This is a genomic window from Phytopseudomonas punonensis (assembly GCF_900142655.1).
GTDB classification, from domain to species: Bacteria; Pseudomonadota; Gammaproteobacteria; order Pseudomonadales; family Pseudomonadaceae; genus Aquipseudomonas; species Aquipseudomonas punonensis.
On the sequence record NZ_FRBQ01000001.1, the window covers coordinates 323,301 to 349,992 of the forward strand.

A 26,692-nucleotide genomic window follows, 5' to 3' on the forward strand; every position below is an offset into this window, starting at 1 on the left:
CGGAGACCCCATGGGCTACCGACTCTCGAAAATCTACACGCGCACCGGCGATGCCGGGCAAACCGGGCTGGCCGATGGCCGCCGGGTCGCCAAGGATCACCCGCGCATCGAAGCCATCGGTGAAGTGGATACGCTCAATAGCCAGCTTGGTCTGCTGCTCGCCGACTTGATCGAGCAACAGGCCGTCTGCCCTGGGCTCATAGAGCTAGTCGAGGTGTTATCGCCGTGTCAGCACCGTCTTTTCGATCTGGGTGGCGAGCTGGCCATGCCGGATTACCAAGCGCTGCAGGCGGTCGAGATCGAACGCCTGGAAGCGGCAATCGACCGTTGGAATGAAGAAGTCGGCCCGCTTACCAACTTCATCCTGCCCGGTGGCTCGCGGCTGATCGCCCAAGCCCACCTGTGCCGCAGCAGCGCCCGCACCGCCGAGCGCCGCTGCGGCCAGTTGCATGCCATCGAGCCGCTGCGTGGCGAGCTGCTGGCCTATATCAATCGGATGTCCGACTTGCTGTTCGTCGCCGCGCGGTTGATCGCCAGGCGCCAGGGCATCGATGAAGTGCTCTGGCAGGCAGCCGTCAAAGGTTGAGGCGGCTTTCGAAACACCTGAGTTCGCCAGTCAGCGGATCGCTGAACTGCAGCCCGCGTGCCAGCAGCTTCAGCGCCTTGCTGTAGTCATCCGGCTCGCCCTCGGCGCAGCTCACCTCGGGATAGAACGGATCGTTGAGAATCGCCGCGCCCAGCGCCGCCATGTGCACCCGCAACTGGTGCTTCTTGCCGGTAACCGGTTCGAGCCCATACAACCAGTACTCGGCGCGTTTCTCGATCACCTCGATGCGTGTGCAGGTGTTGGCCACGCCCGGTGCCTCGCGCATGCGAAAGAACGGCTCCCCCGCCTCGAAGCGCGTATTGCGCACGACGGGAAATTGCAGATGCGGCAACGGAGCGGCCAACGCCTCGTAGCGTTTGTCGATGGCTCGTTCGCGAAACATCGCCTGGTAACGGCCGCGCGTCTGCGGATTTGTGGAAAAAAGCACGAGCCCGGCGGTGTGTCGGTCGATACGGTGTAGCGGCACCAAATCGGCATTACCAGTGCGGTTGACCAGCCGCGCCAGCAAGGTTTGCTCGACATAGACACCTGCCGGCATCACCGACAGGAAATGCGGTTTGTCGGCGACCAGCAGATGCTCGTCGACATGCACGATCGTCTCCTCGAAGGGAATCTGCGGCTCGGCCGCCACCTCGCGAAAGTAATGCACGCGCAGGCCAACCCGATAAGGGTGCTCCGCACCAATCGGCACGCCCTGCGCATCCTGCACCCGCCCGCGGGCCATGCGCTCCAGCCAGGTGTCCCGAGAAATCGCCGAAAAATGTGCGCACAGGCAGTCGAGCACGGTGCTCCAGCTGCCCTGGGGCAAATGCAGAGTGCTGGGGCGCATGGTCGTGTGGTCGGACGGTGACATGGGGAAACTCCAGGCGCGTTGGTCAGGGCGCAATCAGGTAAAGGCAGACCGACAGCGTTACCAGCGGGCCCGGTGCCGCTTGGCTGAGCGCTGAGCAACAACGCCGAGCGTGCTCACATTTTCGGAAGACGAAGGAAATAAACGGCCTGCAGCCACATCATTTAGCTGTATTCACATAGGTGGCCCGGCCATGCAAGCCGCCGCGCCTCAGCTTTGGTGCTGCGGCCAGAACGCGCGAATACCGGCTACGCCTTGCGCGCCGATCTGCCAGGCTTGCTCATAATGCTGCGGGCCAATACCGCCGAGCAGATAGCAGGGCTGATTGAAGCCCTGAAGCAGTTCGCTCGCCAGCTCCCAGCCTAGTGGCCGAGCCTCCGGGTGACTCTCGGTGGCCTGCAGCGGTGACAGGGTGACGAAATCGGCGCCGATCTGGGTGGCCAGATCCAACTCTTCGGCGCTGTGGCAGGAGGCGGCCAGCCAGCGATCCGCTGGCAACGGGCGACCTTTGCTCGCGTACTTGCGCAGCTGCTCGGCGGTCAGGTGCCAGCCAGCGGCAGGAAAGTCACCGAGCCACTCCAGCGGGCCCTTGAGCATCAACTGCGCCTTGCCGGCGCACAGTCCCTGAATATCCACCGCCAGATCACGGTATTGGGCATCGAACATCGCCGGCGCCCGCAGCTGGATAAGGCGGATGCCACCCGCGACAGCGGCACGCACACCGGCCAGCAGTTCCGGGCCGTCCAGCCCTTCAGGGGTGATCAGATAATGTTCGGGCAGCCGTGCTGCCGCGACGATTGGCCGGTTGGCCAGGGGGAACTCGTACTCGCCCAACTGCCGCGCGCTGACCCAGGCCAACGGCTGGCCTTCGGCGCCGTGGGGCTCGCCAGTGAAACGGCTGACTTCCCAGACATCCAGCAGCACGTGCTTGTCAGTGTAATCGTGGCGCACCTGAATCAGCGGCCGTGCAGCAGCGACGGTGATCCCCAGTTCCTCGTGCAACTCGCGTGACAGCGCGGCTTGTACGGCCTCGCCCTCCTCGACCTTGCCTCCCGGAAACTCCCAGAGCCCGCCCTGATGTTTGTCATCAGGGCGCTTAGCAATCAGGATTCGGCCGTCTTCACCGCGTATTACCGCTGCCGCTACATGCACGCGTTTCACGTTTACTCCTTCAAGGCTGCTTGCAACCAGCGCTGAAACGCCGGCCACTGAAAAATGGTCTCCACGTAGGCCGCAGCCTCTGCCGGAAGTTGCACGCCGTAGCTGCGCAGGCGGCTGGCGACCGGGGCGAAATAGGCGTCGGCGATGCTCACCTGACCGAACAGATAAGGGCCGCTCTGACCAAAGCGCTCACGGCAGCCCGTCCAGATGGCGACGATACGCTGGATATCACTTTTGACCTCATCGGCCACGCTGGCCAGCGGCGAATTGCGCTGCATATCCATCGGCATATGGCTGCGCAATGCACCGAAGCCGCTGTGCATTTCCGCACAGACGGAACGTGCCATGGCACGTGCTGCTACGTCACGCGGCCACAGGGCCGCTTCGGGGAATCGCTCGGCCAGGTATTCGGCAATCGCCAGGGAATCCCAGATCGCACCGGCATCCTCGGTCTTGAGAACTGGCACCTTGGCCGTTGGCGAATGCTCCAGCAGCCGCGCATGGGTGTCAGGACGAAACAGCGGCACCAGAGTTTCCTGATAAGCCGTACCAGTGAGCTCGACCAACAGCCAGCCGCGCAGCGACCACGACGAGTAATTCTTATTGCCTACCACCAATTCGAGCGACATCTATTTCTCCAGCAGTCAGAAGAACAGAGCGACAGCTTCACCGTTGGCTGCCGGCAGGGCAAATTCCGCTCGCTCATGGGGCCATGCGCGGGCGGAATGCGACAGCGTGAAGGTTACCAGCCGACCGCTTTAAGCGGCCGGCACCGCCATCAGGTGCGGTATTCGGCGTTAATCTTCACGTACTCGTGGGACAGGTCGGTGGTCCAGATGGTCTCGCTGCAGGTGCCGCGTCCCAGCTCGATGCGGATGGTGATTTCCTCCTCGGCCATCACCGCCGAACCCTGCTCTTCGGTGTAGGTGGTCGCGCGGCAGCCCTTGCTGGCGATGCATACGTCACCGAGGAATACGTCGATCTTGCTGACGTCCAGCTGCGCCACGCCTGCGCGGCCGACGGCTGCAAGGATGCGCCCCCAGTTGGGGTCGGAGGCGAACAGTGCGGTCTTGATCAGCGGCGAATGGGCGACGGCATAGCCAACGTCCAGGCATTCCTGATGCGTCGCGCCACCGTTGACCTGCACGGTGACGAACTTGGTCGCGCCCTCACCGTCACGCACGATGGCCTGGGCCACGTCCATGCACACCTCGAATACCGCCTGCTTGAGCGCAGCGAACAGTGCGCCGCTGGCCTGGGTGATTTCCGGCAGCGCCGCCTTGCCAGTAGCGATCAGCATGCAGCAGTCATTGGTGGAGGTATCGCCGTCGATGGTGATGCGGTTGAACGACTTGTTCGCCGCGTCACGCAGCAAATCCTGCAGTACGCCCTGAGCGACCTTGGCGTCGGTGGCAATGTAGCCGAGCATGGTGGCCATGTTCGGCTTGATCATCCCAGCGCCCTTGCTGATGCCAGTCACGGTGACGGTCACACCTTCGTGAGTGAACTGGCGGCTGGCGCCTTTGGGCAACGTATCGGTGGTCATGATGCCGGTGGCGGCATCGGCCCAGTTGTTCTCGGAGAGGTTATCCAGCGCTGCCTGCAGCGCGCCTTCGATCTTCTCGACGGGCAGCGGCTCACCGATCACGCCGGTGGAGAACGGCAGTACTTCGCTTTCGTCTACGCCGGCCAGCTTGGCCAGGCTGGCGCAGGTGCGCATAGCGTTCTGCAGGCCCGGCTCGCCAGTGCCGGCATTGGCGTTGCCGGTGTTGGTGAGCAGGTAGCGCACGCTACCGGAAGCACGCTTCTTGGCCAGGATCACCGGTGCCGCGCAGAACGCATTGAGGGTGAACACGCCCGCCACGCTGCTGCCTTCAGCACAACGCATAACCACCACATCCTTGCGCCCCGGGCGCTTGATGCCGGCGGAGGCGATGCCCAGCTCGAAACCTGGAACCGGATGCAGGGTAGACAGCGGGCCAAGACCAACAGCCATGGGAGAGCTCCTCGAATTAGGTTGATGTGCACAGCATGTTCGATGCGAAAACGCCGCGAAGGGCTGAACCCTCGCGGCGTTAAGATTTTACAGCCAGCTCAGGCTAAGAACCTGCTCACGACCTGGCGAGCGAGAGTCCTGCTTTAAACGCCGCAGGACCGACGCGCAGCCAGTCGTGTTCAGGTTCTCAGTTCACCTGACCGTGGCAGTGCTTGTACTTCTTGCCGGAACCGCACGGGCAAAGCTCGTTGCGGCCGATCTTCTGCTCGGCACGCACCGGGGCAGTGGCAACGGCGACATCGCCACCGTCCTGCGCTTCGGCTTCAGGCTCTTCGAGCGCGGAAACTTCGTCGTGCTGGAACTGCATGCGCTGGGCCAGGGCTTCGGCATCGCGACGCAGACGGGCTTCCTCTTCGACCGGATCTTCGCGCCGAACCTGCACGTGCGAAAGCACACGGATAGCGTCGCGCTTGATCGAATCCAACAGTTCCTGGAACAGGGTGAAGGACTCGCGCTTGTACTCCTGTTTCGGGTTCTTCTGCGCGTAACCACGCAGGTGAATGCCGTGACGCAGGTGATCCATGGTCGACAAGTGGTCTTTCCACAGGTCATCGAGCACGCGCAGCAGAATCTGTTTCTCGAACGTACGCAGGGCTTCGGCGCTGGCCTGGGTTTCCTTCTCGTTGTAAGCGTCGATCAGCTCCTTGAGGATGCGCTCGCGCAGTGTGTCCTCATAGAGTTTGTCGTCTTCGTCGAGCCATTGCTGGATCGGCAGGCGCAGGTTGAAGCCGGCGTACAGCGCCTCTTCCAGACCAGCGATATCCCACTGCTCAGGCAACGACTGCGGCGGCATGTGCGCGTTGATGGTGCTGTCCAACACTTCCTTGCGGAAGTCCTCGATGGTCTCGCCCACGTTGTCGGCGGTCAGCAAGGTGTTGCGCATGTGGTAGATCACTTTGCGCTGTTCGTTGGCCACGTCATCGTATTCGAGCAGCTGCTTACGCATATCGAAGTTGCGACCTTCGACCTTGCGCTGCGCTTTCTCGATGGCGTTGGTAACCATGCGGTGCTCGATGGCCTCGCCCGGCTGCATACCCAGCGCCTTCATGAAGTTCTTCACGCGGTCAGATGCGAAGATGCGCATCAGGCTGTCTTCCAGCGACAGGTAGAAGCGGCTCGAACCGGCGTCACCCTGGCGACCGGCACGGCCACGCAGCTGGTTGTCGATACGGCGCGATTCATGGCGCTCGGAAGCGATCACATGCAGGCCGCCGGACTCCAGCACCTGCTGGTGGCGCTTCTGCCAGTCGGCCTTGATCTGGGCGATCTGCTCGGGCGTAGGATTATCCAGCGCCGCGACTTCTACTTCCCAGTTGCCGCCGAGCAGGATGTCGGTACCACGACCAGCCATGTTGGTGGCGATGGTCAGCGCACCCGGGCGACCGGCCTGGGCGATGATCTCGGCTTCCTTCTCGTGGAACTTGGCGTTGAGCACCTTGTGCTCGATGCCTTCCTGTTCCAGCAGGCGCGACATGTACTCGGACGTTTCGATTGTCGCGGTACCGACCAGAACGGGCCGGCCCTGAGCCTGGCACTCCTTGATGTCGGTGATGATTGCCGCGTACTTCTCTTCCTGGGTCAGATAGACCAGGTCATTGAAGTCCTTACGGGAAATCGGCTTGTTGGTCGGAATGACCATCACGTCCAGACCGTAGATCTGGTGGAATTCGAAGGCTTCGGTATCCGCAGTACCGGTCATACCGGCCAGCTTGTTGTACAGGCGGAAGTAGTTCTGGAAGGTGGTCGATGCCAGGGTCTGGCTCTCGGCCTGGATCTGCACGCCTTCCTTCGCTTCGATGGCCTGGTGAAGGCCTTCGGACAGGCGACGGCCCTGCATGGTACGGCCGGTGTGTTCGTCGATCAGAATCACCTGACCGTTCTGCACGATGTATTCGACGTTGCGCTGGAACAGCGTGTGTGCGCGCAGACCGGCATATACGTGAGTCAGCAGACCGAGGTTGTGCGCCGAATACAGGCTCTCACCTTCAGCCAGCAGACCTGCTTGGGTCAGCATGTCTTCGATGACCTGATGGCCTTCCTCGTTGAGTTCGACCTGGCGGCTCTTCTCGTCGACCTTGTAGTGGCCTTCCTGAGTGACCACGCCCTCTTCTTCCTCGATGTGCTGCTTGAGGCGAGGAATCAGTCGATTGATCTCGGTGTACATTTTCGAGCTGTCTTCGGCCTGGCCGGAGATGATCAGCGGGGTACGGGCTTCGTCGATAAGAATCGAGTCGACTTCGTCGATTACCGCGAAATTCAGCTCGCGCTGGAATTTCTCTTCAACGCTGAACGCCATGTTGTCGCGCAGGTAGTCGAAGCCGAATTCATTGTTGGTGCCGTAAGTGATGTCGGCGGCATAGGCAGCGCGCTTCTCATCCGGCGGCATGAACGGGGTGACGATACCCACCGACAGGCCGAGAAATTCATACAGCGGACGCATCCAGTTGGCGTCGCGGCGGGCCAGATAGTCGTTGACCGTGACCACGTGCACGCCTTTGCCTTCCAGCGCGTTGAGGTATACCGCCAGGGTGCCGACCAGGGTTTTACCCTCGCCGGTACGCATCTCGGCGATCTTGCCTTCGTGCAAGGTCATACCGCCAATCAACTGGACGTCGAAGTGGCGCATGCCCATCACGCGCTTGCCGGCCTCGCGTGCTACGGCAAAGGCTTCGGGCAGCAGTTGATCCAGGGTTTCGCCTTTGGCCAGGCGGGCCTTGAATTCTTCGGTCTTGGCACGCAGTTGCTCATCGGAGAGCGCGAGCATCTGCTCCTCGAATGCATTGACGGCCTGAACCGCCTTGAGCATGCGTTTGACTTCACGCTCGTTCTTGCTTCCAAAGAGTTTTTTCAACAAAGGCGCAAACATATCGACAGGATCTTCCACGCTATGAATGGAGGGCGGCCCCGTGAGTCGCCCATGCAGCCCGTATGGCTGCGTGCGAAGGGGGCATTCTACCCGGAAACGAAATTGAAGAAAGAGCGCGATTGGCACAGAGCCATCGGCGGAACGCGAGCCGGCCTCGGCCGGCTCGATCAGGGCTCGTCGCTGACTCGGGCGATGTAGCTGTGCGGATTGACCAGCTCACCGTTGCGGCTGACTTCGAAGTGCACATGATTGCCGGTCGAGCGCCCGGTACTGCCCACCGTGGCGATGGCCTGGCCGCGCTGGACGATGTCACCGACCTGCACCGTGTTGCTGCGGTTGTGTGCGTACAAGCTCACGTAACCATCGGAGTGGCTGATTTCCACGGTATTGCCATAACCGTTACGGCGCCCGGCGAAAGTCACCACGCCTGCGCCGACTGCTACGACATCACTCCCGGCCTTGGCGGCGAAATCTACTCCCTTGTGCACACTGACTCGGCCGGTCAATGGATCGATGCGGCGACCAAAGGGCGACGATACATAGCCCTGCAGCACCGGGTGACCAGACAAGGTCGCAGCCTCATCGAGACGGCGATCGGCAAGCAGCTGCTCGAGCACCTCAAGCTGCTGCTCGCGGCTGTCCATACGCAGCGCCAGCTCGTCCAACGTGCTCATGAACGGCGGTGGTGCGTAAGCGGCGCCGACAGAAAGCTCTTCAGGGCCGCCCTGACCGACGCCCAGCGAGAAATCGAATTCACTGGCATCCAACTCGGCCAGCTCAGTAAGCCGCTCGCCGAGTGCATCCAGTCGGGTCAGGCGCGCTTGCAGTTCGGCCACATGAGCGGCAAAGGCATCGAGTTGACGCTGCGCATCGACCCGTACCGCACCGACTTCCTCACGCTGCGCGTCGAGCGCCTGATTGACCACCGCGCTGTCCAGTGCAGGCACTGACTGCGGCGCCATCCAGGCGCCCAGCGCGGCACCGCCGCCTACCGCCACAACGGCCAGCAATAGCAGGCCGGCCAGCAGCCAACGCAGATCGAGGCTGAGCGATCGCGCGGCGCCATGGCGTCGGCTGAGCAAAATGATGTGCATGACATCCCCAATGAAAAAAGTGGAACCAGAGCTGGCAGCAGAAGTTCTGCTACCATGACGGCCCCAAAAGTCGCAGGCTTCCTGCCATGAGTTTTCGTCCCTTGCCGGCCAAGGCGCCCGCTGCACTGCTGCGCGAGGCGAAGCCGTTGAAAGCCCTGTTCAATCAGGCTCAACGCATCGACCACCTTCAGCAGATAGTGGAAAGCCAGCTGCAACCCGCCGCCCGTGAACACTGTCGCGTGGCATCGTGGCGAGAGGGCTGTTTACTTCTGATCGTCACCGATGGCCACTGGGCCACTCGGCTGCGCTATCAACAAAGACGCCTGCAAAGGCAGTTACAGGCGCTCGAAACGTTCGCGACCTTAACGAAAATCCTCTTCAAGATGCAACCTTCGAACACAGAGAAACGCCCGCCTGCCCAGCCATTCGAGCTCTCTGACAGTGCTGCCGACAACATTCAGGAAACCGCCGAAGGCGTCAGCGACCCCCGCCTCAAAGCTGCACTGGAACGCCTTGCCAGCCATCGTCGCCGCAGCGATTCGTAACTCACTTCAGCTCGTTACGAACGCTGATAAAAATTTGCCATAAAAATGACGCCATTCACCGATAGCGATATCGGCGGCTCGTTTCGCCTGTCTCGTGCCGCCTGTCGGGCGATAAAAATAATCCATAAAAAAGGCCACCCGAAGGTGGCCTTGAAGAAGATAAAACTAGGAGAGAGTGCCTTACACCGCCGCAGCCGGGCGCATGTAAGAGATCGGAGCAGTCTCGGCGTCTTCGAACGTCACCATTTCCCAAGCATCCGGCTGCGCGATCAAAGCACGCAGCAGACGGTTGTTAAGGCCATGGCCGGATTTGTAACCGCGGAACTCACCGATCAGGCTGTTGCCGAGCAGATAGAGGTCACCGATTGCATCGAGAATCTTGTGCCTAACGAACTCGTCCTCGTAACGCAAGCCGTCTTCGTTGAGTACACCGTCTTCGTCCACCACGATGGCGTTATCCACACTGCCGCCGCGTGCCAGGTTGTGCGAGCGCAGGAATTCGATGTCACGCATGAAACCGAATGTGCGAGCACGGCTGACTTCCTTGACGAACGAGGTGCTGGAGAAATCAACACTCGCGGTCTTGGTGCGATCGTGGAATACCGGGTGATCGAAGTCGATCTCGAAACTCACCTTGAAGCCATCGAACGGAACGAAGGTGGCGCGCTTGTCGCCGTCCGTTACGCTCACTTCGCGGGTGATGCGGATAAACTTCTTGGGCGCGTCCTGCTCTTGCAGACCAGCCGACTGAATCAGGAAAACAAAGGGACCAGCGCTGCCGTCCATGATCGGCACTTCACATGCAGAGAGCTCGACGTAGGCGTTATCGATGCCCAGGCCAGCCATGGCCGAAAGCAGATGCTCTACCGTATCCACCTTGACATCACCATTGACCAACGTGGTCGACATGGTGGTTTCACCGACGTTCAGGGCGTGACCGGTTACCTCTACCACAGGGTCGAGGTCGGTACGACGGAACACGATGCCGGTATCCACCGGAGCCGGCTTCAGGGTCAGGTAAACCTTCTCCCCGGAGTGCAGGCCGATACCCGTGGCGCGGATGATGTTCTTCAGGGTGCGTTGTCTGATCATGGGTCTGGCCGCTATTGCGCTAGGTGCGAATTGTTTTCAACAAAGGCTGGCGATAATAGCAGAACCGACCTTTGCTGAACACCAATCACCTTCATACTCCTGATAGATTTCATTAATCCGCCTGACGACGCAGGAAGGCTGGAATATCCAGATAATCCAGGTCATCCTGCGGATTCATTTTCGCCGCAGTGGCAGCGCCACCATGGCTCTGACGCTGTACGGTCGGGCGCTCGTAGTCTTTGTAGTTGACGTTCTGCTCGGCACGAACCGGAGCGGCAACTGGGGCGACGGACTGAGCGGCGGCAACCTGAACGGTGTTGTCGACGACCTTGACCGGCTTCTCCATACGCGCGCCCAGACCAGTGGCAACCACGGTCACGTGCAGCTCGTCGCGCATGTCCGGATCGATCACAGTGCCGACCTTGACGGTGGCGTGCTCGGAAGCGAATTGTTCAATGATGTTACCCACGTCGGAGTACTCACCCAGAGACAGGTCAGGGCCGGCGGTGATGTTGACCAGAATGCCGCGAGCACCCTGCAGGTTGACGTCTTCGAGCAGCGGGTTACGGATGGCCGCCTCGGTGGCTTCACGCGCACGGTTCGGACCGCTGGCGCAGCCAGTGCCCATCATCGCCATGCCCATTTCGCTCATCACGGTTTTCACGTCGGCGAAGTCGACGTTGATCATGCCCGGACGCTTGATGATGTCGGAGATACCGCGAACGGCACCGCTCAGCACGTCGTCGGCCTTGGAGAAAGCGGACAGCAGGCTGGCGTCCTTACCAAGGATGGTCAGCAGCTTCTCGTTGGGGATGGTGATCAGCGAGTCAACGCTTTCCTGCAGCGCACGGATGCCTTCGTCGGCGATCTGCATACGCTTTCGGCCTTCGAACGGGAACGGACGAGTCACCACCGCAACGGTGAGGATGCCCAGCTCCTTGGCCACTTCGGCGATGACCGGAGCAGCACCGGTACCGGTACCACCGCCCATGCCTGTGGTGATGAATACCATGTCGCAGCCCTGCAGCACTTCGGCGATGCGCTCACGGTCTTCGATGGCAGCCTGACGGCCGACTTCCGGGTTGGCGCCAGCGCCCAGACCCTTGGTAACGCCAGTACCGAGTTGCAGAACGGTACGTGCGCCGATGTTTTTCAGTGCTTGAGCATCGGTGTTGGCGCAGATGAATTCGACGCCTTCGATGTTGCTCTTGGCCATATGGTTGACTGCGTTGCCGCCGCCACCACCAACACCGATAACCTTGATGACCGCGCTCTGCGGAAGGTTGTCTACGAGTTCAAACATGGTCTCTCTCCTGTATTTTCTAGTTTTTAACGCCTACTGCCAGCAATGCTGCACACGCCCGTGCAGCGTTACCCACATTAGAAATTGCCCTGAATCCAGCGCTTGAGCCGTTCCAGAACGGGTGTCTTGGTTTCATCACCGTACCCGCCACCATTGCCGGGCATCGGGATGTCGTCGGACTGCTTGCGCAGGCCGTACATCAACAGGCCAACGCCCGTCGAATAAATAGGGTTGCGCACCACATCGCTGAGGCCTTTGACGCTGTGCGGGACACCGAGGCGAACCGGCATGTGGAAGATCTCTTCGGCCAGTTCGACCGCGCCTTCCATCTTCGCCGTGCCGCCGGTGAGCACGATACCCGCGGGGATCAGATCCTCGTAGCCGCTGCGACGCAGTTCGGCCTGAATCAGGGTGAACAGCTCGTCGTAACGCGGCTCGACCACCTCGGCCAGAGACTGACGCGACAGATCGCGCGGCGGACGATCACCGACGCTCGGCACCTTGATGGTTTCGCCAGCGCCGGCCAGTTTGGCCAGAGCGCAGGCGTAACGGATCTTGATCTCTTCGGCGTACTGAGTCGGAGTGCGCAGCGCCATGGCGATGTCGTTGGTGACCTGATCGCCAGCGATCGGGATCACCGCGGTGTGGCGAATCGCGCCTTCGGTGAAGATGCAGATGTCGGTGGTGCCACCGCCGATGTCGACCAGGCACACGCCCAGCTCTTTCTCGTCGTCAGTCAGCACCGCATAGGCGGAAGCCAGTTGCTCGAGGATGATGTCGTCGACTTCCAGGCCACAGCGGCGCACGCACTTCTCGATGTTCTGCGCCGCGTTAACCGCGCAGGTCACCACGTGCACCTTGGCTTCCAGGCGTACACCGGACATGCCCAGTGGCTCGCGAACGCCTTCCTGGTTATCGATCACGTAATCCTGTGGCAGCGTGTGCAGCACGCGCTGGTCAGCCGGAATGGCAACGGCCTGGGCGGCATCGAGCACGCGCTCCAGGTCAGCACCGCTCACTTCACGGTCGCGAATGGCGACGATGCCGTGGCTGTTCAGGCTGCGGATGTGATTACCGGCCACGCCGACGAAGGCCGAGTGGATGCGGCAACCCGCCATCAACTGGGCTTCTTCCACTGCGCGCTGGATCGAGGCCACCGTGGACTCGATATTGACCACCACGCCCTTCTTCAGGCCGCGTGACGGGTGAGTACCGATGCCGACGATTTCCAGCTGACCATCAGCGGTCACTTCGCCTACCAGCGCCACCACCTTGGAGGTGCCGATATCAAGGCCGACGATCATCTTGCCGCTCTGCACGTTTGCCATGTTTCCTGCCTTCTCTCTTTATTCACTGCACCGCAGCGGTATCGACCGCTACGGGTGCTGGCGGCTCGCGCCACGCTACGGCCAGGCCGTTGGCGTAACGTAGATCGACCCGCGCAATATTGTCTTTCTGATCCTTCAGCGCCTTGCTGTAGATGGCGCCGAAACGACGTATTTTTTCCACCAGATGGTCGCGCCCCAGCAGCACTTCGATGCCCTGCCCGGTGGACAGGAACCAGCTGCCACGCTCACGCAACTCCAGGCGTGCCACGGTGAACCCCATTGGTCGCAGCATCTGGCTCAACACCTGATACTGCTGCATCACTTGTTGCTGTGCCCGTTTGGGGCCGTACAGCTGTGGCAGATTTTCGTAATGCGCCAACTCTTTCGGCGCGAATGCCTGGCCCTGATTGTTCAGAAGTGCCTCATCACCCCAACGGGCGATCGGCAGTTGCTCCTCCAAACGCACCATCACCTGATCCGGCCACACACGGCGTACTTCAGCGTGGGCGATCCATGGCATCTGTTCCAGTTCGTGGCGCATACCCACGAGGTCGACACTGAAGAAGCTCGCACTGACAAAAGGTTCAATACGTTGTTGCACCGATTGCTGGCTGATGTAGCTCAGGTCACCTTCCACGCTGATCTTGGTGATCGGCCGGTCGGCATACGGCAGCAGCCGCAGCGACAGCTCGTAAGCACCAAAGCCCAGCACCAGCAGCATCACCGGCCAGGTAATACGCTTGAGCAGGCTGAAATTCGGCCGCGGCAAACGCACGCTGATCGGCTCCTTGGCCACCAGGCGGCTGGCGCCGCGCGGCACAGCCTTGCCGCGTACCGGCGTGCCTGAACCTGGCTGATGACGAAGGATGGCGCCCATGCTTACCCCCGAGCCTCGAGGCTATCGGCAAGGATCGCCAACACCAGTTGCTGGAAATCCAGACCGGCCGCCTGCGCCGCCATCGGCACCAGGCTGTGGTCGGTCATACCCGGAACGGTGTTCACTTCGAGCAGCCAGAAGCGCCCCTGCTCGTCCTGCATAACATCAGCGCGCGCCCAGCCCTGGGTGCCAACGGCTTCACAGGCACGGGCGGTCAGGGTTTTCAGCTCGGCCTCTTTCTCGGCCGACAGGCCACAGGGCACGCGGTACTGGGTGTCATCCGCCAGGTACTTGGCGTCGTAATCGTAAAAGCTGTGCGAGGTGCCGAGCGCGATAGGTGGCAGCACCTCGCCACGCAGCATGGCGATGGTGAATTCCGGGCCATGGATCCACTGCTCGACCAACACCTGGCTGTCGTAGCCGGCGGCGTCTTGCCAGGCAGCGATCAGCGCATCCACATCGCCAACCTTGGCCATGCCGATGCTCGAGCCTTCGTGGGCCGGTTTGACGATCAGCGGGAAACCCAGCTCGCCAGCGGCGCGGCGGCAATCGTCGGCGCTGGCCAGCACGGCATGGCGCGGCGTCGACAGGCCCAAGCTCTGCCACACCTGCTTGGTGCGCAGCTTGTCCATGGCCAGGGCCGAGGCAAGAATACCGCTGCCGGTGTAAGGAATGCCGGCGCACTCGAGCAGGCCCTGCATGCTGCCGTCTTCACCGCCACGACCGTGCAGCACGATAAACGCGCGGTCGATCTTCTCGCCCGTAAGGCGCGCGAGGAAGTCGTCACCCACGTCGATACCAAAGGCGTCAACGCCGGCGCTTTGCAGCGCAGCCAGCACGGCATTGCCGGATTTGAGCGACACTTCACGCTCGGCGCTCTTGCCGCCGAACAACACGGCGACGCGGCCGAAAGCCGAGACCGGCAGTTGAGATTTCAGGGTTTCAGCACTCATTTCCCTTGACCTTGCGCGCTGAACAGCGAGCTTTGCAGCAGTTGTGGGGCGACGCCGCCAATGTCCCCGGCGCCCTGACACAGCAGGATGTCGCCAGCACGCAGCAGCGGTTTGATCAGCGGTGCCAGGTCGGCACCGCGCTCGATATAGATGGGGTCCAGCTGACCGCGCTGGCGGATGCTGTGGCACAGCTGACGGCTGTCAGCACCAGGGATCGGCTCTTCGCCGGCCGGATAGACTTCCATCAGCAGCAGCACGTTGGCGTCGGCCAGCACCTGCACGAAATCGTCGTACAAATCACGGGTACGGCTGTAGCGGTGCGGCTGATAGACCATCACCAGGCGACGCTCAGGCCAACCACCGCGAACGGCTTTGATCACCGCGGCCACTTCACGTGGGTGATGGCCGTAATCGTCAACCAGCATCACGTCGCCGCCATCGACCGGCAGGTGACCGTAAACCTGAAAGCGCCGACCCACGCCCTGGAACTGCGACAGCCCCTGCACGATGGCTTCATCGCTGATGCCTTCATCGGTGGCGATGCAGATAGTGGCCAGGGAATTGAGCACATTGTGGTTACCCGGCATGTTCACCGACACATCGAGCGGCTCGCAGTCCGGGCGCAGCACGGTGAAGAAGGTCTGCATGCCCTGCTGGCGCACATTGATGGCGCGCACGTCGGCATCTTCGCTGAAACCGTAGGTCAGGGTCGGGCGGCCGACCTGCGAGAGAATCTCGCGCACCACCGGATCATCCACACACAGCACAGCCAGGCCATAGAACGGCAGGTTGTGAAGGAACTCGATGAAGGTCTTCTTCAGTTTGTTGAAGTCGCCCTCATAGGTGCTCATGTGGTCCATGTCGATGTTGGTGACTACCGAAACCATGGGCTGCAAGTGCAGGAAGCTGGCGTCGCTCTCATCAGCTTCGGCGATCAGGTAGCGGCTCGAACCCAGCTGGGCATTGGTGCCTGCTGCATTCAAACGCCCGCCGATCACGAAAGTCGGATCCAGACCGCCAGCGGCAAACACCGAGGCCAAGAGGCTGGTGGTGGTGGTCTTGCCGTGGGTGCCGGCTACGGCGATTCCATGGCGGTAGCGCATCAGCTCGGCGAGCATTTCGGCGCGCGGTACTACCGGGATACGGCGCTCGAGCGCGGTCGCCACTTCCGGGTTGGAGGTGTTGATGGCGCTGGAAACCACCAGCACGTCGGCGCTCTCGGCGTTCTCGGCGCGGTGACCGATGAAGATCTGCGCGCCGAAGTTTTCCAGGCGCTCGGTGACTGCCGAGGTTTTCAAGTCGGAACCGGACACTTCGTAACCAAGGTTGAGCAGCACTTCGGCGATACCGCACATGCCGGCGCCGCCGATACCAACGAAGTGAATGCGGCGGATACGGCGCATGCGCCGCACTTCTGCCTTGACCGCTGCGGGAGACTTAGCCACGGGCCACCTCCAGACAGACATCGACAACGGTACGGGTAGCATCGGGCTTGGCCAGGCGACGTGCAGTGCTGGCCATTTGTTTGAGTCGTTCGGGGTGCATCAAGACCTCGGTCAGCTGCGCTGCAAGATCGGCAGCGTCAGTGGAGCGTTGTGGCAGAAGAACGGCAGCACCGTCCTTCGCGAGATAGCTGGCATTGCGCGTCTGGTGGTCGTCGATCGCGTGGGGCAACGGCACCAGGAAAGCCGGCAGGCCGGCGGCAGCCAGTTCGCTGACGGTCAGCGCGCCGGAGCGGCAGACCACCAGGTCGGCCCAGGCATAGGCACGGGCCATGTCGCTGATAAAGGGCGCGACCTGCGCTTCGACGCCCGCAGCGCTGTAACGTTCGCCGGTCACTTCGGCGTGTTGTTTGCCTGCCTGATGGAACACTTCCGGGCGCAATTGGGCAGAGACCTGCGCCAGCGCCTCTGGCAGCAATTTGTTCAACGGTTCGGCGCCCAGGCTGCCGCCCAGAATCAGCAGACGCGGGCGACGACCGGTCAGGGAATCGCGTGGTGTTTCCAGGAACAGCTCTTCGCGCACCGGGTTGCCGGTGGTGCGGCGCTTGTCCGAGGCCGCGAAGGTATCGGGGAAAGCCTCGCAGACCCGGCTGGCGAAAGCCACCAGGCTGCGATTGGCGGTACCGGCCACGGCATTCTGTTCGTGAATGATCAGCGGCACGCCTGCCAGCTTGGCAGCAAGACCGCCTGGGCCAGTCACGTAACCACCCATGCCGAGCACGCAGACCGGCTGCAGCTCACGCACAACCTTGCGCGCCTGGAACAGCGCCTTGATCAGTTGCAGCGGCGCCTTGAGCAGCGACAGCTTGCCCTTGCCGCGCAGGCCACTGACGTCTATCAGGTGCAACGGCAGGCCGGCAGCCGGAACCAGTTCGTTTTCGATGCCGCGCGGCGTGCCCAGCCAATGCACACGATAACCACGCGCCTGAAATTCACGGGCGCAAGCCAGGGCCGGGAACACATGGCCACCGGTGCCGCCTGCCATGATCAGCACATTACCGGCCATGCTGCACCTCCCGCTCGGGCTCGGGGAAATCGGTTTCATCAAACTCGATATCCTCGTTGCCCAGGCCGTTGCGCGCTTCCCACTCGATACGCAGCAGCAGCGCCAGGCTGACGCAGCAGATAACCAGGGAGCTGCCGCCATAGCTGAGGAAGGGCAGCGTCAGACCTTTGGTTGGCAGCAGACCGATATTCACGCCGATGTTGATCAGGAACTGACCGATCCACAGGAAGCCCAGACCAAAGGCCACATAGGCCGAGAAGTACTGCTTGGCCTTCTCTGCCCACAGGCCGATGTATAGCGCGCGTACGCTGACGAACACGAACAGGCCAACGGTGGCGAGTGCGCCGACCAGGCCCAGTTCTTCGGCCAGTACCGAGAACACGAAGTCGGTGTGCGCTTCGGGCAGGTAGAACTGCTTCTGGATGCTGTTGCCCAGGCCAACGCCCAGCCACTCGCCGCGACCAAAGGCGATCAGTGCCTGGGTCAGCTGATAACCCGAGCCGTACTGATCGGCCCACGGGTCGGTGAAGGTGATCAGACGCTGCAGGCGATACTCCTGGCTCTGCACCAGCACGAATACTGCGCCGACCGCCAGGGCCACCATCAGCAGGAAACGGAACAAGCCAACACCGCCGAGGAACAGCATGGCCATGGCCGCGCCCATCATTACCACCGTGGCACCGAAGTCGGGCTCAAGCAGCAGCAGGAACGCCATAGGCAGCAGCACCACGAACGGCTTGAAGAAGCCTGCCCAGCTTTCGCGCACTTCTTCCTGGCGACGCACCAAGTAGCCGGCCAGATAGAGCACCACGAAAACCTTGGCGATCTCAGACGGCTGAATGTTGAACGCACCGAAACCAATCCAGCGCTTGGCACCGTTGACCTCACGGCCGATGCCCGGCAGCAGCACCATCACCAGCAGGGCGATGGCGATCAGCAGCAACAACCAGCTATGACGTTGCCAGGTAGCCAGCGGAACCATCAGCACCACACCAGCAGCGCCCAGGCCAATAACCAGGTACACCAGATGGCGAATCATGTAGTACAGCGGGCTGCCGGTGTTCACCGCAGCCACCTCGGTGGATGCTGAGGAGATCATCACCAAGCCAAGGCCGAGCAACGCCAGGCAACCGGCGAGCATCGGGAAGTCCATGTCCAGGCCACGACGACGGCCAAACAGCGGGGACGGATAAGGACGCAGGAAGGACAGCATCAGACGAGCGCCTCCACGGCCTGGGCGAACATGCGCCCGCGTTCTTCGAAGTTCTTGAACATGTCCAGGCTCGCGCAGGCTGGCGACAGCAGCACGGCGTCGCCGCTCTGGGCAATGGCGGCGGCCTGTTCGACCGCAGCCTGCAGGCTGTCGACACGCAGGATGTCCACGGCGCCATCGAGTACCGCGGCCAGCTTGTCGGCGTCACGGCCGAGCAGCACCACCACGCGGCAATGGGCCGCTACCGGCTTGCGCAGGCTGGAGAAGTCGGCGCCTTTGCCGTCGCCACCGGCAATCAGCACCAGCTTGCCGGCGATGTCATCGCCCAGGCCTTCGATGGCTGCCAGAGCAGCACCGACATTGGTGGCTTTGGAGTCGTCGTAGTAGCTCACGCCGGCGCGCTCACCAACCCACTGGCAACGATGCGGCAAGCCTGTGAAGCCCTTGAGGGTTTCGAGCATGGCCGCCATCGGCAGACCCACGGCGTGACCCAATGCCAGCGCCGCCAGGGCATTGGACTGATTGTGCGCGCCACGTACCTTCAGCTCGCGCACCGGCAGCAGCGCCTCGAACTGATAGGCCAGGTATTTCTCGCCGTTCTCTTCGAGCAGGCCGAAGCGTTTGAAATCGGGCTTGCCGAGGCCGAAGCTCCAGCATGGCACCTGATCGGCGATCATCGGCCGCGACAGCGGATCGTCACGGTTCACCACCACCTGACGCGCGCCGCGGAAGATGCGGTGCTTGGCCAGGTGATAAGCCGGCAGATCGGCGTAGCGATCCATGTGGTCTTCGCTGACATTCAGGCAGGTGGCCACTTCAGCGTTGAGCAATTCGGTGGTTTCCAGCTGGAAGCTGGAGAGTTCGATCACGTACAGCTCGACGTCATCAGCGAGCAGATCCAGTGCCGGCGTACCAAGGTTGCCGCCCACGGCGACCTTGCGGCCTGCCGCTGCGGCCATCTCGCCGACCAACGTGGTCACGGTGCTTTTCGCATTGGAGCCGGTGATCGCGATGATCGGCGCCTTCGCCGCGCGGGCAAACAGGTCGATGTCGCCGGACAATTTGACGCCGCGCTTGGCCGCTTCCTGCAGTGCAGGCGTGGCCACAGCCAGGCCGGGGCTGATTAGCAATTCGCTGGCACGGCTGAGGAATTCCACGTCCAGCTCGCCACAACGCACTTCGACCTGCGGGAACTGTTCACGCAAGGTGCTCAGTTCCGGCGGATTGGCACGGGTATCGACCACGGCAAAGCGCACGCCCTGGCGCGCAAGGTAGCGCACCAGGGACATGCCGCTCTTGCCGAGGCCGACAACGATGCGGAATTGGTCGGAAGCGATCAGGCTCATGCTGTCCTCAACGCAGTTTCAAAGTAGCGAGGCCGATCAACACCAGAATGACGGTGATGATCCAGAAACGAACGATGACCCGTGGTTCGGGCCAACCCTTCAACTCGAAATGATGGTGAATCGGTGCCATGCGGAACACGCGCTTGCCGGTCAGCTTGAAGCTGGCGACCTGGATGATCACCGACAGGGTTTCCATGACGAACACGCCGCCCATGATGAACAGCACGATTTCCTGACGCACGATCACCGCGATGGTGCCCAGCGCAGCGCCCAGCGCCAGCGCACCGACGTCGCCCATGAACACCTGCGCCGGGTAGGTGTTGAACCATAGAAAGCCGAGGCCAGCGCCGATCAGCGCGCCGCAGAACACGATCAGCTCGCCAGCGCCGGGCACATAAGGAATCAACAAGTATTCGGAGAAATTCACGTTGCCCGACAGGTAGCAGAAGATGCCGAGGGCGCCGCCGACCATCACGGTGGGCAGAATCGCCAGGCCATCCAGGCCGTCAGTCAGGTTGACCGCGTTGCTCGAACCGACGATCACGAAGTAGGTGAGGATGACGAAGCCGATGCCCAGCGGAATGCTGACATCCTTGAGCAGCGGCACGATCAGGGTGGTTTCGATCGGCGTCTGCGCAGTCATATAAAGGAAGAGCGCCGCGCCAAGACCAAACACCGACTGCCAGAAATACTTCCAGCGGCTCGGCAGGCCACGGGAGTCCTTCTCGATCACTTTGCGGTAGTCGTCGACCCAGCCGATGGCGCCGAACAGCAGCGTGACGATCAGCACGGTCCATACATAGCGATTGCTCAGGTCAGCCCACAGCAGGGTGCTGACGGCGATGGCCGAGAGAATCAGCGCGCCACCCATGGTCGGCGTGCCCTTCTTGGACAGGTGCGACTGCGGGCCGTCATTGCGCACAGCCTGGCCGATCTGGCGGATCTGCAGGGTGCGAATCATCCACGGGCCGAGGAACAGCGCCAGCGCGAGCGCCGTCAGCACACCGAGAATCCCGCGCAGGGTCAGGTACTGAAAGACCGCGAAGCCCTTATGGAACTGTTGCAGATACTCTGCCAGCAGCAGCAGCATTTAGTGACTCTCCCCACTGTCGCCACACAGCGCCGCCACGACGTTTTCCATCGCGGCACTGCGTGAACCTTTAATTAGAATGGTGCTGTCGCCGGACTCACTGCGGACCTGTTCGATCAACGCAGCCTGGTCGGCGAAGTGCCGGCCTTCGGAACCGAAAGCCAGTACGGCATGTTTCATTTGCGGGCCGACGGCATACAGCACGTCGACCTTGCCGCGCGCATATTCGCCGACTTCACGGTGACCCTGCTCTGACCAGGCGCCCAGTTCACCGATATCGCCCAGCACCAGCACCTTGCGGCCGGAGAAACCGGTGAGGATGTCGATGGCCGCGCAGATCGAAGCGGGGTTGGCGTTGTAGGTATCGTCGATCACCCGGGCGCCGTTCTGAGCGAGCTGCGCAACCGCGCGGCCCTTGACCGGCAGCAGACTCTCCAGGCCGTTCTTGACCGCAACCAGCGGAACCGCCAGGGCATAGGCGGCGGCAGCGGCAGCCAGCGCGTTGGCGACATTGTGCTCGCCCAGCAAGTTAAGCTGCACGCGGGCCTGACCTTCGTGGCAGAACAGCGTGAAGGCCGGGCAACCACGTGGGTCACGGCTCAGCTCACGGGCGTGGAAATCGGCGCTGGCGTCGTTCAGGGCGAAGCTCAGCACCCGGCGACCGGCTGCACGCTTGACCCAGCGCTCGAACGCCACATCATCGCGGTTGAGCACGGCAACGCCGCTATCGCTCAGGCCTTCGATGATCTCGCCCTTGGCCAGCACGATGTTCTCCGGGCCGCCGAACTCGCCCACATGGGCGTTGCCGGCATTGGTGATGATCGCCACCTGCGGCTTGGTCAGGCCCACGGTGTAAGCAATTTCGCCGATGCCCGAAGCCCCAAGCTCGATGACCGCGCCGGTGTGTTCAGGCGCCAGCTCCAGCAGGGTCAGCGGGACACCCAGTTGATTGTTCAGGTTGCCACGGGTCGCCAATACAGCGCCGCCGTCCTGGGCGCACGAGGCGCGCAGGATCGCAGCGAGCATTTCCTTGACGGTGGTCTTGCCGCTGGAGCCAGTCACCGCAGCCAGCAGGCCGCCATAGGCCTGACGGTTAAGTGCACCGAGCTGCCCCAGGGCCAGGGTGGTATCGGCAACCACCAGTTGCGGCAGATCGACATCGGCAACTTCGCGCTCGACCAACGCGGCAACCGCGCCTTTGGCGGCAACTTGCGCAAGGTAATCATGGCCATCAAAGCGCGGGCCGGTGAGCGCAATGAACAGCTGGCCCGGCGCAATGCTACGGCTGTCGGTGCTGACGGCAGTGAATGCACAGTCGCCACCAACCAGACGGCCATTCAGCGCACCAGCCACTTCGCTCAAACGCAGTGATTTAAGCATGTGCCGCCTCCCATGCTGCCAGTGCACGACCGGCTTCCTGCAGATCGGAGAACGGCTGACGCACGCCGTCGATTTCCTGGTAGTCCTCATGGCCCTTGCCAGCCAGCACGACCACGTCGCCAACCTGTGCTTCGCCAATCAGCTGGGCAATGGCAAGGCCGCGACCATGTACGAAGCGCACCTGATCAGCGTTACGGAAGCCTTCGCGAATATCGTCGAAAATCTGCTGTGGCGCTTCGCTACGCGGGTTGTCGTCAGTGACCAACGCGGCATCGGCCAGGCGCTCGACCACTTCGGCCATCAGCGGGCGCTTGCCGCGATCGCGGTCGCCACCGCAGCCGAACAGACAGAGCAAGCGGCCAGTCACGTGCGGGCGCAATGCGCCGAGCACCTGCTCCAGCGCGTCCGGGGTGTGGGCGTAATCGACTACGACCAACGGTGCCTGTTGGCCACCCAGGCGCTGCATGCGGCCAATCGGCCCTTGCAGACGCGGTAGCGCTTTTAGAATTTCGTCGAGCGGGTAATCCATCGCCACAAGCGCACCGACCACAGCCAGCAGGTTGCTCAGGTTGAAGCGGCCCAACAGCGAGCTGCGCAGGCTGCCTTCGCCACGCGGGGTAACCAGTGTGGCGCGCACGCCTTGGTCATCGAAATGAATGTCGCGGCAGAACAGATAAGCGCTCTGGTCTTGCAGGCTGTAACCGATCAGACGCGAGTCACGCTCCTGCACAGCCAGTTGGCGGCCAGTCGCATCGTCCAGGTTGATGACACGAGCGCGCAGGCTCGGCCAGGCGAACAGCGCAGCCTTGGCTGCCTGATAGGCCTCCATCGAACCGTGATAATCGAGGTGATCGCGCGACAGGTTGGTGAACACCGCCACGTCGAAATCCAGGGCAGCCACGCGGCCCTGATGCAGGCCATGGGACGAAACCTCCATGGCGATGGCGCGGGCGCCCTCTTTTTTCAGGCCAGCCAGGGTCGCCTGTACACCAATAGGGTCGGGCGTCGTGTGCAGTCCTTGCGCCAGCGAGCCATAAAAGCCGTTGCCGAGGGTGCCGACGATGCCGCAACGCTCACCCAGCAGATCCAACGCCTGCGCCAATAACTGGCTGACGCTGGTTTTGCCGTTGGTGCCGGTGATGCCGACCATGTGCAGACCGCGGCTAGGCTCGCCATAGAAGCGACCAGCGATGGCCGACAGTTGGCCGGCCAGGCCTTTGATGGCGACCAGCTCGGCGCTTTCGGCAGTCATCGGCAGCGAGCCGTCGACTTCATAAGCAACCGCAGCAGCGCCACGGGAAATTGCATCTGCGATGTGAACGCGCCCGTCCTGGCGAGTACCAGGCACGGCGAGAAACAGGTCGCCCGGGCGCACCTGGCGGCTGTCGAGGGTCAATTCGCGAATCAGCACACCGCTGCTTGCCTGAGGCAGAAGCTGGTTCAATGGCATGGGCATCAGCCGCGCCCTCCATTGTTGTTTGCTACTGGCGCTTCGGCTTTCGCCGCCGCGGTCTCAGGCAGGTTGTCAGGGGTAATGTTCATCAGCCGCAGGCCGCCGGCCATCACGCGGCTGAATACTGGCGCAGAGACCAGACCGCCGTAATAGCCGCTTTTGCTCGGCTCGTCGATCACCACAGCCACCGCAATACGCGGATTGCTGGCTGGTGCGAAACCAGCGAACAGCGAACGATAGGCGTTGGCCTGATAACCCTTGGTGCCGGAAGCCGTCTTGCGTGCCGTGCCGCTCTTGCCGGCTACGTGATAACCCGGCACCTGGGCACGGAATACCCCGCCCGGAGCCTCGGTAACCTGCTGCAGCATGCCTTGCAGGGTGTGAGCCACGTCTTCCGGGATCACCTGCACACTGTCACGAACGCGATCAGTACGGGTCAGCGACATTGGTACGCTGCGGCCGCTGTTGCCAAGCACGGCATAAGCGTGGGCCAGCTGTACTGCAGTCACCGACAGGCCGTAGCCGTAGGACAGCGTGGCGGTTTCCGCCTTACGCCATTCACGGTGGTTCGGCAGGTTGCCGACGCGCTCGCCCGGGAAGCTCAGGCCAGTGTCCTGGCCGAGGCCCACTTGCTGCATGACGTCATAAATAGCTGCGCCGCCAATATCGAAGGCGACCTTGCTCATGCCGACGTTACTGGACTTGATAAGGATGCCGGTCAGGTCGAGAACACCTTCTGGAACGCGCGATACGTCCTTGATGGTGTAACGGCCGATCTGCAGCGTACCGCCCTGCACGTCGACCTTGTCGGTAGGTTTCCAACGGCCGGTTTCCAGGGCAGCGCTCATGGAGAACGGCTTCATGGTGGAGCCTGGCTCGAACACGTCGATCATCGCCCGGTTACGCATGGCAGCCGGTTGCAGGTTGCGACGGTTGTTCGGGTTGTAGGTCGGTTGATTGACCATGGCGAGAATTTCGCCGGTCTTCACGTCGAGCATGACCAGGCTGCCAGCCTTGGCGCCGAACTCAACCAGCGCATTGCGCAGTTCGCGGTGGGCCAGGTACTGCAGACGCAGATCGATCGATAGCGCCAGCGCCTTGCCAGCCTTGGCGTTCTGGGTAACCTGCACGTCGCGAATCAGACGACCACGACGATCCTTGAGCACCTGGCGCTTGCCTGGCACACCGGCCAGCCAATCCTCGAACGCCAACTCAACACCCTCGCGGCCGTGGTCGTCGATATCGGTAAAGCCGACCATGTGCGCAGTGACTTCACCGGCCGGATAGAAGCGGCGGAATTCTTCGATGGAATAAACGCCGGGCACCTTGAGGTCGATCACGCGCTGACCTTGTTCTGGGGTCAGGCCGCGCACCAGATACATGAACTCGCGCTCGGAGTTGGCCTGCAAGCGCTGAGCGAAGGCATTGGGTTCCTGCCCCAGAGCGGCTGCCAGCACTGGCCACTGCGCCTTGCCGGCCTGCAGTTCTTTGCCGTTAGCCCACAAGGTGGTAACCGGAGTACTGACGGCCAGCGGCTCGCCATTGCGGTCGGTGATCAGGCCGCGGTGCGCAGGAATCGGGATGTGCCGCACGCTGCGTGCATCACCATGAGCCTTGAGGAAGTCATGGTCGAACACGTGCAGTTCGAAAATGCGCGCAGCAATCGCCGCGACCATCACCGCCAACAGCAGCATGACCAGACGGAAGCGCCATGGGTACAGAGCCCCCTCGAGCTTCATCATGGCGCCACCATGCGCACTTCGGCGGCGTCAGGAATGCGCATCTTCAGCTGTTCGCTGGCCAAGGTTTCGATACGGTTGTGAGCGGTCCAGGTGCTTTGCTCGAGAATCAGCCGCCCCCACTCTGCCTGCGCCTTGTCGCGCACGCTGAGTTCGGAGTACAGGCCATTGAGCAACTGACGATTCCAGTGCGCGCTGTAGGAAACCGCCAGCGCGGAACCGAGCACAGCTATAAAGAGCACCAGCATCAGCAGGCTGCCCTTTGGGAAACGCTTGGCGAGTACGCCGCTCATCGCAACTTCTCCGCGACGCGCATGACGGCGCTACGCGAACGCGGATTGGCTTTCAATTCAGCATCAGAGGCGAACTGCGGCTTGCCGATCAGCTTGAGACGCGGCTCGAAAGCCTTAGGAATGATCGGCAGGTCACGCGGCAACTTGTCCATCTCGCCCTTGGCGTGCTTGCGCATGAACAGTTTGACGATGCGGTCTTCCAGGGAATGGAAGCTGATCACCACCAGGCGACCGCCGACTTCGAGATTCTCCAGCGCGGCATCCAGACCACGCTCCAGATCACCCAATTCGTTATTGACGTGAATGCGCAGCCCCTGGAACGCTCGAGTCGCTGGATTCTTGCCTTTCTCCCACGCGGGGTTGGCGACGGTCAGCACCTGCGCCAGATCGGCAGTACGCTCGAACGGCTGCTCGGCACGGCGCATTACAACGGCACGGGCCATACGTTTGGCGAAACGCTCTTCGCCGTATTCCTTGAAAACCCGGGCGATTTCTTCTTCCGCGGCAGTGGCGATGAACTGCGCAGCACTGACGCCGCGAGTCGGGTCCATGCGCATATCCAGCGGGCCGTCATTGAGAAAGCTGAAGCCGCGCTCGGCGTCGTCGAGCTGCGGCGATGAGACGCCCAGATCGAGCAGAACGCCGCTGACCTTGCCAGCGAGATGACGGACAGCAAGCTCATCGCCGAGTTCCGCAAAGCTTCTCTGCACAACGACAAAGCGGCCGTCTTCGGCCGCTAGCGTATTTCCAGTCGCGATTGCGAGTGGGTCCTTATCGAACCCCAGCAAGCGACCACCTGGCCCAAGCCGCTCGAGGATCAACCTGCTGTGACCACCACGCCCGAACGTACCGTCCACGTAGCAACCATCGGCCTGCAGCGACAGGCCGTCGACGGCCTCTTCGAGCAGTACGGTGATATGGCGGAAGGTAGGGGTCAT

Annotated in this window: 23 protein-coding genes; 2 read left to right on the forward strand and 21 right to left on the reverse strand. The window is 62.1% G+C overall.

Annotated elements, in window-relative coordinates; all coding sequences use genetic code 11:
• Positions 1 to 10 precede the first annotated feature (10 nt).
• A complete protein-coding gene (locus BUC40_RS01465; RefSeq protein WP_073261911.1) occupies positions 11 to 586 on the forward strand; it encodes a cob(I)yrinic acid a,c-diamide adenosyltransferase in 576 nt (191 codons plus the stop codon).
• Here the strand turns inward: BUC40_RS01465 and BUC40_RS01470 are convergent.
• The 6 genes from BUC40_RS01470 to BUC40_RS01495 form a co-directional block, all read right to left on the reverse strand.
• Positions 576 to 1,460 carry a pseudouridine synthase gene (locus BUC40_RS01470; RefSeq protein ID WP_073261913.1) on the reverse strand — a complete coding sequence of 295 codons (885 nt, stop codon included), beginning with the start codon at positions 1,458 to 1,460 and terminating at the stop codon, positions 576 to 578. The two genes, BUC40_RS01465 and BUC40_RS01470, sit on opposite strands and share 11 nt — an antisense overlap.
• A 207-nt stretch (positions 1,461 to 1,667) precedes the next feature.
• Positions 1,668 to 2,618, reverse strand: a complete 951-nt coding sequence (locus BUC40_RS01475; protein ID WP_073261915.1) for a Nudix family hydrolase — start codon at positions 2,616 to 2,618, stop codon at positions 1,668 to 1,670.
• Between the two features lie 2 nt (positions 2,619 to 2,620).
• Entirely contained in the window at positions 2,621 to 3,247 is a 627-nt protein-coding gene (locus BUC40_RS01480; protein WP_073261917.1) for a glutathione S-transferase family protein, read from the reverse strand.
• A 149-nt stretch (positions 3,248 to 3,396) separates the two neighbouring features.
• Positions 3,397 to 4,614 (reverse strand): bifunctional glutamate N-acetyltransferase/amino-acid acetyltransferase ArgJ, encoded by a 1,218-nt coding sequence (gene argJ, locus BUC40_RS01485; protein WP_073261919.1) that lies wholly within the window; start codon positions 4,612 to 4,614, stop codon positions 3,397 to 3,399.
• Positions 4,615 to 4,801: 187 nt separating this feature from the next.
• Positions 4,802 to 7,540, reverse strand: a complete 2,739-nt coding sequence (gene secA / locus BUC40_RS01490) for a preprotein translocase subunit SecA (RefSeq protein WP_073261921.1) — start codon at positions 7,538 to 7,540, stop codon at positions 4,802 to 4,804.
• A gap of 167 nt (positions 7,541 to 7,707) precedes the next feature.
• On the reverse strand, positions 7,708 to 8,634 hold the full coding sequence (locus BUC40_RS01495) for a M23 family metallopeptidase (RefSeq protein ID WP_073261923.1): 927 nt from the start codon (positions 8,632 to 8,634) through the stop codon (positions 7,708 to 7,710).
• Between the two features lie 86 nt (positions 8,635 to 8,720).
• On the opposite strand from BUC40_RS01495, the gene BUC40_RS01500 reads away from it, so the two are divergent.
• Positions 8,721 to 9,179 (forward strand): DUF721 domain-containing protein, encoded by a 459-nt coding sequence (locus BUC40_RS01500; RefSeq protein WP_073261925.1) that lies wholly within the window; start codon positions 8,721 to 8,723, stop codon positions 9,177 to 9,179.
• Between the two features lie 180 nt (positions 9,180 to 9,359).
• Here the strand turns inward: BUC40_RS01500 and lpxC are convergent, their stop codons facing one another.
• The 15 genes from lpxC to rsmH form a co-directional block, all read right to left on the reverse strand.
• Positions 9,360 to 10,271, reverse strand: coding sequence for a UDP-3-O-acyl-N-acetylglucosamine deacetylase (lpxC, locus tag BUC40_RS01505; RefSeq protein WP_073261927.1), 912 nt, complete (start codon positions 10,269 to 10,271; stop codon positions 9,360 to 9,362).
• A gap of 112 nt (positions 10,272 to 10,383) precedes the next feature.
• Entirely contained in the window at positions 10,384 to 11,574 is a 1,191-nt protein-coding gene (gene ftsZ / locus BUC40_RS01510) for a cell division protein FtsZ (RefSeq protein ID WP_073261930.1), read from the reverse strand.
• 77 nt (positions 11,575 to 11,651) lie between these two features.
• On the reverse strand, positions 11,652 to 12,902 hold the full coding sequence (gene ftsA, locus BUC40_RS01515; RefSeq protein ID WP_073261932.1) for a cell division protein FtsA: 1,251 nt from the start codon (positions 12,900 to 12,902) through the stop codon (positions 11,652 to 11,654).
• Between the two features lie 22 nt (positions 12,903 to 12,924).
• Positions 12,925 to 13,779, reverse strand: coding sequence for a cell division protein FtsQ/DivIB (locus BUC40_RS01520; RefSeq protein ID WP_073261934.1), 855 nt, complete (start codon positions 13,777 to 13,779; stop codon positions 12,925 to 12,927).
• A 2-nt stretch (positions 13,780 to 13,781) separates the two neighbouring features.
• Complete coding sequence (locus BUC40_RS01525; protein ID WP_073261936.1) at positions 13,782 to 14,732, reverse strand: D-alanine--D-alanine ligase; 951 nt, start codon at positions 14,730 to 14,732, stop codon at positions 13,782 to 13,784.
• On the reverse strand, positions 14,729 to 16,177 hold the full coding sequence (murC, locus tag BUC40_RS01530; RefSeq protein ID WP_073261938.1) for a UDP-N-acetylmuramate--L-alanine ligase: 1,449 nt from the start codon (positions 16,175 to 16,177) through the stop codon (positions 14,729 to 14,731). Before murC ends, BUC40_RS01525 begins: the two co-directional genes overlap by 4 nt.
• On the reverse strand, positions 16,170 to 17,240 hold the full coding sequence (gene murG / locus BUC40_RS01535; RefSeq protein WP_073261940.1) for an undecaprenyldiphospho-muramoylpentapeptide beta-N-acetylglucosaminyltransferase: 1,071 nt from the start codon (positions 17,238 to 17,240) through the stop codon (positions 16,170 to 16,172). The genes murC and murG overlap by 8 nt, the downstream gene beginning before the upstream one ends.
• Positions 17,230 to 18,456: a putative lipid II flippase FtsW gene (gene ftsW / locus BUC40_RS01540; protein WP_425272909.1), complete on the reverse strand. Its 1,227-nt coding sequence runs from the start codon at positions 18,454 to 18,456 to the stop codon at positions 17,230 to 17,232. Before ftsW ends, murG begins: the two co-directional genes overlap by 11 nt.
• Entirely contained in the window at positions 18,453 to 19,799 is a 1,347-nt protein-coding gene (gene murD, locus BUC40_RS01545; RefSeq protein WP_073261943.1) for a UDP-N-acetylmuramoyl-L-alanine--D-glutamate ligase, read from the reverse strand. The genes ftsW and murD overlap by 4 nt, the downstream gene beginning before the upstream one ends.
• 7 nt (positions 19,800 to 19,806) lie before the next feature.
• Positions 19,807 to 20,889 (reverse strand): phospho-N-acetylmuramoyl-pentapeptide-transferase, encoded by a 1,083-nt coding sequence (gene mraY / locus BUC40_RS01550; RefSeq protein ID WP_073261945.1) that lies wholly within the window; start codon positions 20,887 to 20,889, stop codon positions 19,807 to 19,809.
• Positions 20,890 to 22,269, reverse strand: coding sequence for a UDP-N-acetylmuramoyl-tripeptide--D-alanyl-D-alanine ligase (locus BUC40_RS01555; protein ID WP_073261947.1), 1,380 nt, complete (start codon positions 22,267 to 22,269; stop codon positions 20,890 to 20,892). It abuts the gene before it with no gap.
• Complete coding sequence (locus BUC40_RS01560; RefSeq protein ID WP_073261949.1) at positions 22,262 to 23,725, reverse strand: UDP-N-acetylmuramoyl-L-alanyl-D-glutamate--2,6-diaminopimelate ligase; 1,464 nt, start codon at positions 23,723 to 23,725, stop codon at positions 22,262 to 22,264. The genes BUC40_RS01555 and BUC40_RS01560 overlap by 8 nt, the downstream gene beginning before the upstream one ends.
• The gene (locus tag BUC40_RS01565; protein WP_073261951.1) at positions 23,725 to 25,464 is read right to left on the reverse strand and encodes a peptidoglycan D,D-transpeptidase FtsI family protein; all 1,740 of its coding nucleotides are present in this window, start codon (positions 25,462 to 25,464) and stop codon (positions 23,725 to 23,727) included. Before BUC40_RS01565 ends, BUC40_RS01560 begins: the two co-directional genes overlap by 1 nt.
• Positions 25,461 to 25,754 carry a cell division protein FtsL gene (gene ftsL / locus BUC40_RS01570; protein WP_073261953.1) on the reverse strand — a complete coding sequence of 98 codons (294 nt, stop codon included), beginning with the start codon at positions 25,752 to 25,754 and terminating at the stop codon, positions 25,461 to 25,463. Before ftsL ends, BUC40_RS01565 begins: the two co-directional genes overlap by 4 nt.
• Complete coding sequence (gene rsmH / locus BUC40_RS01575; RefSeq protein WP_139272096.1) at positions 25,751 to 26,692, reverse strand: 16S rRNA (cytosine(1402)-N(4))-methyltransferase RsmH; 942 nt, start codon at positions 26,690 to 26,692, stop codon at positions 25,751 to 25,753. Before rsmH ends, ftsL begins: the two co-directional genes overlap by 4 nt.

Bases quoted from the DNA above. Each gene is read 5' to 3' on its own strand.
- BUC40_RS01565 (WP_073261951.1), bottom strand. From the start codon at position 25,464: ATGATGAAGCTCGAGGGGGCTCTGTACCCATGGCGCTTCCGTCTGGTC.
- BUC40_RS01470 (WP_073261913.1), bottom strand. From the start codon at position 1,460: ATGTCACCGTCCGACCACACGACCATGCGCCCCAGCACTCTGCATTTG.
- ftsL (WP_073261953.1), bottom strand. From the start codon at position 25,754: ATGAGCGGCGTACTCGCCAAGCGTTTCCCAAAGGGCAGCCTGCTGATG.
- ftsZ (WP_073261930.1), bottom strand. From the start codon at position 11,574: ATGTTTGAACTCGTAGACAACCTTCCGCAGAGCGCGGTCATCAAGGTT.
- mraY (WP_073261945.1), bottom strand. From the start codon at position 20,889: ATGCTGCTGCTGCTGGCAGAGTATCTGCAACAGTTCCATAAGGGCTTC.
- BUC40_RS01500 (WP_073261925.1), top strand. From the start codon at position 8,721: ATGAGTTTTCGTCCCTTGCCGGCCAAGGCGCCCGCTGCACTGCTGCGC.
- BUC40_RS01555 (WP_073261947.1), bottom strand. From the start codon at position 22,269: ATGCTTAAATCACTGCGTTTGAGCGAAGTGGCTGGTGCGCTGAATGGC.
- BUC40_RS01520 (WP_073261934.1), bottom strand. From the start codon at position 13,779: ATGGGCGCCATCCTTCGTCATCAGCCAGGTTCAGGCACGCCGGTACGC.
- ftsA (WP_073261932.1), bottom strand. From the start codon at position 12,902: ATGGCAAACGTGCAGAGCGGCAAGATGATCGTCGGCCTTGATATCGGC.
- murG (WP_073261940.1), bottom strand. From the start codon at position 17,240: ATGGCCGGTAATGTGCTGATCATGGCAGGCGGCACCGGTGGCCATGTG.
- murD (WP_073261943.1), bottom strand. From the start codon at position 19,799: ATGAGCCTGATCGCTTCCGACCAATTCCGCATCGTTGTCGGCCTCGGC.
- BUC40_RS01465 (WP_073261911.1), top strand. From the start codon at position 11: ATGGGCTACCGACTCTCGAAAATCTACACGCGCACCGGCGATGCCGGG.
- rsmH (WP_139272096.1), bottom strand. From the start codon at position 26,692: ATGACCCCTACCTTCCGCCATATCACCGTACTGCTCGAAGAGGCCGTC.
- BUC40_RS01480 (WP_073261917.1), bottom strand. From the start codon at position 3,247: ATGTCGCTCGAATTGGTGGTAGGCAATAAGAATTACTCGTCGTGGTCG.
- secA (WP_073261921.1), bottom strand. From the start codon at position 7,540: ATGTTTGCGCCTTTGTTGAAAAAACTCTTTGGAAGCAAGAACGAGCGT.
- BUC40_RS01560 (WP_073261949.1), bottom strand. From the start codon at position 23,725: ATGCCCATGCCATTGAACCAGCTTCTGCCTCAGGCAAGCAGCGGTGTG.
- BUC40_RS01495 (WP_073261923.1), bottom strand. From the start codon at position 8,634: ATGCACATCATTTTGCTCAGCCGACGCCATGGCGCCGCGCGATCGCTC.
- lpxC (WP_073261927.1), bottom strand. From the start codon at position 10,271: ATGATCAGACAACGCACCCTGAAGAACATCATCCGCGCCACGGGTATC.
- BUC40_RS01525 (WP_073261936.1), bottom strand. From the start codon at position 14,732: ATGAGTGCTGAAACCCTGAAATCTCAACTGCCGGTCTCGGCTTTCGGC.
- argJ (WP_073261919.1), bottom strand. From the start codon at position 4,614: ATGGCTGTTGGTCTTGGCCCGCTGTCTACCCTGCATCCGGTTCCAGGT.